Origin of the sequence: Serratia sp. OS31 (genome assembly GCF_014164835.1) — a bacterium.
Classification (GTDB): Bacteria; Pseudomonadota; Gammaproteobacteria; order Enterobacterales; family Enterobacteriaceae; genus Serratia; species Serratia liquefaciens_A.
Genome location: NZ_JACJFQ010000077.1, coordinates 1 through 3,218, shown reverse-complemented (window position 1 = coordinate 3,218; position 3,218 = coordinate 1). Strand labels below are relative to the sequence as shown.

The following is a 3,218-nucleotide window of genomic DNA, read 5'->3' as shown; positions in this document are numbered from 1 at the left end:
AAATATCCCGAATATTCCATCTCTCCTTTCTTCAGGTGAGCTGCGGAATAAAAAACATGAATAAGAACAATCTGTATACAGAATAAGATCTCGATGCGAATCATTACATGCACATGAAATCCTTCCCTCCCCCCTTTCAGCTCCCCTTTAACAGGAAATGTATCCCCCTTTTCTGACCGCCGGACAGGTAATTTATCCACCTTTGTTTGCTGCATAAACAGGAACGGTTCTCCCCAATGTCGTCAGTTCATGCAGGAAAACTCTCCACATACACGTTGAAGGTACAGAAAATCCTTCCCCCCTTATTTATTCCCTCACACACCGGGACAAACAGCACTCGTGCTCAACCACAGGAAATGCCTCCACTGTTACTCACAGTCCGGTGCATAAAATCATTCCACAAGTAACTCACCTTCAACAGAAAATACGGCCACATTTCCTGGCGCGAGAACAGGAAATTCCTCCACTGATGAGAGTTACCCGTTGTAAAATAAAGAGAGATGCAACAGAAAAAATCTCCACCTTTGAGCCGTCTTCCTGTGTCGCCTACCACACCGACAGGTTAAACCGTTCAGTAGGGCATAGTATTTGGGGACAGAAAATTGATCCACCTTTGCCTCTGCCCCCTGCAAGGTGCATAATGATGATTCATGTCGATCCTGTAGCAATAAAAGTGCCGTTTAGAATCCAACATCATAATTTATCAACAGAAATTCCTTCTTCATTTGGCATGAAAAGGATCCACTTAGATCATGAAATAGATCCACGAAAGACAGAAGAAAACTCCACACATAAAGACTTAACTTACTGATAAAATTTAATAATTTCACCAATAAAGAGAAAGTCAAAAATAATAAAATAACAAATATCCTTCGGATATCTGTTTATGATCTTCGATCATTCAATCCTTTTTTATATGTCCTCATGATCACGCCGGATCTGCTTTCTGCTGACATACATCACGTTTATGCTTTATTTTCCTCCTTATGTGTTTTAACTGTTGTTTTGCGTTTTTATCGATGCTTTACTATAAAGATGCAAAACGATAAATAATGGATAACATGAACCTCAAGTCAACGCTGGATCGTTGTATAGAACGCGGCCAATTTATGACGCAAGAAATCGCTAAAGCGCAATTTGGTAACGATAGCCCGGAAGCCCGAGCTATTACCCGGCGTTGGCGGATCTCTGAGGCTTCAGATCTTGTCGGTGTCACGGCGCAAACGATCCGAAACTATGAAGAGTCAGGAAAGTTGCCATCCCCAGAAATGGCGATGATCGGGCGGGTTGAGCAACGCACCGGATACTCTATACAGCAAATCAATGCAATGAGAGATGTTTTTGGTACACGCCCGACAAGACCAACCGGACAGGATCCTGTTGTCCTCGCCGTAGCGGCTCATAAAGGAGGGGCTTATAAAACATCCACATCAGTACATATTGCTCAATGGATGGCATTACAGGGGTTACGTGTCTTATTAATTGATGCCACGGATCCTCAGGCAACTGCGTCGCTTTATCATGGCTATGTTCCGGATTTGCATATTCATCCGGAAGATACCCTTCTCCCGTATTATATGGGACAGCGCGACGATGCGGCTTATGCCATCAAATCAACCTGCTGGCCTAACCTGGACATCATTCCTTCCTGTCTGTCTGTACACCGTATAGAATCCGAAATTTATCCATTGCATGATGCGGGAAAACTCCCCGTTGCTCCGCACCTTCTTCTTCGGGCAGCTATTGAATCTGTTTGGAACAGTTATGATGTGATTGTGCTGGACAGTGCGCCAAACCTTGGGATAGGTACCATCAATGTCGCCTGTGCTGCCGATGTCATTGTCGTTCCTACGCCGGCAGAGCTGTATGACTATGTTTCTACCCTGCAATTCTTCACCATGTTGCGCGATCTGATGCTGAATATTGACTTGAACGGTTTTGAACCCGATGTTCGCGTCCTGATTACGAAATTCAGTAATGCCGTCGGTAACCAATCTCAATGGATGGATGACCAAATCCGTAACGCCTGGGGCGGGATGGTTCTGAAGGAAGTGGTTCGTGTGACGGATGAAGTCGGTAAAGGTCAGGTCAGGATGCGTACCGTGTTTGAACAGGCGGCTAATCAACGTTCAACGCCGGCTGCCTGGCGTAACGCTGTGGCCATTTGGGAACCGGTTTGTGCTGAGATCTATAATCGATTAATCAAAACGCGTTGGGAGAATGCGTAATGAAAAGAGCTCCTGTATTACGTCATGCACCGACGATCAATTTTGATGAAGCTAATACGGTCCCGGTCAAAGATAGTGAACTCTCACCTTCGGCGCCCGCAGTAAGCCAGCTGTCTTCACGTGTTAGCGCGATGAAAGGAAACAGTATCACCCTGCTTGTATGTGGGGAGGATGTTACCTTTGTTCTGAAAACTATCGCGGCGGATCATATCGAAGTCAGAACGACTATCTTTGCCGGTAACGAACGTCTTCAGGACTTATTGACCGAATCTTCTCTGGATGATTTGTTACCCTCGTTTTTGACGTCAGGTCAGCAGTCCCCTGCCTTTGGACGTAGTCATAATGGCATTGTCGAAATTGCTGATGGCAGTCGACGTCGTAAGGCCGCCATGCTGACCGGCAGTGAGTACAAAGTTCTCGTCGGTGAATTGAACGATGCTCAAATGCGCTGGCTATCCCAAATTGGAAATGACTATCGGCCGACCAGTGCGTATGAACGCGGGTTGCGTTATGCTCGTCGGCTCTTTTCTGAATTTGGTGGAAACGTCAGCCATCTTGCTGAAGCAGAGAACATATCTCGCAAGATCATTCAGCGTTGTATTAAAACTGCCGAACTGCCACTTGAAACCTTACAGCTTTTTGCGAACCCCAATGAACTGAGCGCCCGCAGTGGTGAAATGCTCTACAGGTTCCATGAGTCTGATTTTGCAGCGCTTAAGCTGCTGACTCAGGCGCTGGGCGAACAGCAATCTGAAGGCGTCACATTCAGTACCGAAGAACTGTTAAAACGTCTGATGCCTGTTACCAGAACAAAACCATATGTCACCGTGCGTAAGTTTTCCGTTGGCATTGAGGCGAAATACTCGGACAACACAGTTTCCTTTAATCTGATTGATGCGCCTGCGTCACTGATTGAACGTATTGAAACGCTGCTTAACGAGCATACAAAGTCGCAAAATCGCTAATCCTTAGAGTGGGACCGTGGTCTCA

4 protein-coding genes are annotated in these 3,218 nt (G+C 45.9%); 3 read left to right on the top strand and 1 reads right to left on the bottom strand.

The window, feature by feature from the left end; all coding sequences use genetic code 11:
* Positions 1 to 215: hypothetical protein (locus H5P17_RS26595; protein ID WP_220496978.1), on the bottom strand; the 215-nt coding region annotated here is incomplete at its 3' end.
* Positions 216 to 469: 254 nt separating this feature from the next.
* Here H5P17_RS26595 and H5P17_RS26255 point away from each other — a divergent pair.
* The 3 genes from H5P17_RS26255 to H5P17_RS26245 all read left to right on the top strand — a co-directional run bounded on the left by H5P17_RS26255 (position 470) and on the right by H5P17_RS26245 (position 3,193).
* Positions 470 to 811 carry a hypothetical protein gene (locus H5P17_RS26255; protein WP_182825894.1) on the top strand — a complete coding sequence of 114 codons (342 nt, stop codon included), beginning with the start codon at positions 470 to 472 and terminating at the stop codon, positions 809 to 811.
* Between the two features lie 250 nt (positions 812 to 1,061).
* On the top strand, positions 1,062 to 2,228 hold the full coding sequence (gene sopA, locus H5P17_RS26250; protein ID WP_182825895.1) for a plasmid-partitioning protein SopA: 1,167 nt from the start codon (positions 1,062 to 1,064) through the stop codon (positions 2,226 to 2,228).
* A complete protein-coding gene (locus H5P17_RS26245) occupies positions 2,228 to 3,193 on the top strand; it encodes a ParB/RepB/Spo0J family plasmid partition protein (RefSeq protein WP_182825893.1) in 966 nt (321 codons plus the stop codon). The genes sopA and H5P17_RS26245 overlap by 1 nt, the downstream gene beginning before the upstream one ends.
* The last annotated feature ends 25 nt before the right edge of the window (positions 3,194 to 3,218 follow it).

What these genes read in the sequence shown, in the direction of transcription:
- H5P17_RS26245 (WP_182825893.1), top strand. Translation starts at nt 2,228, where the DNA reads ATGAAAAGAGCTCCTGTATTACGTCATGCACCGACGATCAATTTTGAT.
- sopA (WP_182825895.1), top strand. Translation starts at nt 1,062, where the DNA reads ATGAACCTCAAGTCAACGCTGGATCGTTGTATAGAACGCGGCCAATTT.
- H5P17_RS26255 (WP_182825894.1), top strand. Translation starts at nt 470, where the DNA reads ATGAGAGTTACCCGTTGTAAAATAAAGAGAGATGCAACAGAAAAAATC.